Annotated in this window: 2 protein-coding genes and 1 pseudogene; all 3 read left to right on the top strand. The window is 71.5% G+C overall.

Translation table 11 applies throughout. The features are described 5' to 3' along the window. Positions 1 to 260: pseudogene (locus KBX39_RS32065) on the top strand (hypothetical protein); the annotation flags it as partial. Between the two features lie 115 nt (positions 261 to 375). Then, positions 376 to 666 carry an ATP-dependent Clp protease adapter ClpS gene (gene clpS, locus KBX39_RS32060; protein ID WP_030501849.1) on the top strand — a complete coding sequence of 97 codons (291 nt, stop codon included), beginning with the start codon at positions 376 to 378 and terminating at the stop codon, positions 664 to 666. After that, the coding region (locus KBX39_RS32055; protein WP_210874172.1) for a DUF2017 family protein at positions 663 to 915 on the top strand (253 nt) is incomplete at its 3' end. The genes clpS and KBX39_RS32055, both read left to right, overlap by 4 nt.

Genomic DNA, 915 nt, shown 5'->3' with positions numbered 1-915 from the left:
ACGCCCTGGCCGGGCTGCCCGGCGGGCAGCGGGACGAGATGCTCCCGCCCGTGGGCGTCGCCCTCAACGGCGGCTGCTGGCAGCACTGGCGGGCGACCGACAACAACGACCCGAACGCCGCCCGGTCCTGGGCCCAGCGCGCGCTGCGCGAGGTCGAACTCGAACTGTCCCGCGAGGTGTCCCGCCGCTTCGAGGTGATCCGTCTCTCGCTGACCGGGGTGCTCGCCGATGCTGTCGACCACGGCATCCTGCTTGCCTGACCACGGCGCGGGCACACCGCGACCCGGGCTCGCGTACGCGGCCCGGGCGGGTGACGACGGCCGCCGCGGCGTTCCGGTTCATCGGTTCCCCGGATCCGGTGGCACGATGGGGGGCATGGCGGCTCCACAGGTTGCGCCGGTCGAGACGCCGGACACCGAAGAGGTGCCGGTCTCCGACCGGCCGTGGGTGACCATCGTCTGGGACGATCCGGTCAACCTGATGACGTATGTGACCTGGGTGTTCCAGAAGCTCTTCGGATACAGCCGGGAGAAGGCGGAGCGGCTCATGCTGGACGTGCACCACAAGGGCAAGGCCGTGGTGTCCACCGGCGCCCGGGAACGGATGGAGCACGACGCGGCGCAGCTGCACGCGTACGGTCTCTGGGCGACGGTGGAGAGGTCATGAGCATGTTCCGCCGCCGGGGCGACCACTACGTGGCGACGTTCGCCGTCGACGAGGTCCGGGTGCTGCGCAAGGTCGCCGCCGAGGTGGTCGGGCTGCTGACCGACGGCTTCGACCACGGTGACCCGGTGGTCGGCCGGCTCTTCCCCGACGTCTACCCGGACGACGACGCCGGCACCGCCGAGTTCCGCCGCTACACCGAGGGCGATCTGAAGACCGGGAAGATCGACCAGGCGGGCGCGATCCTCGCCG

Source organism: Micromonospora sp. D75 (assembly GCF_018070405.1).
Classification (GTDB): domain Bacteria; phylum Actinomycetota; class Actinomycetes; order Mycobacteriales; family Micromonosporaceae; genus Micromonospora; species Micromonospora chalcea.
This window is presented reverse-complemented; position numbering and strand designations above follow the sequence as displayed.

Coding starts and splice junctions, on each gene's coding strand:
- clpS (WP_030501849.1), top strand. CDS start 376: ATGGCGGCTCCACAGGTTGCGCCGGTCGAGACGCCGGACACCGAAGAG.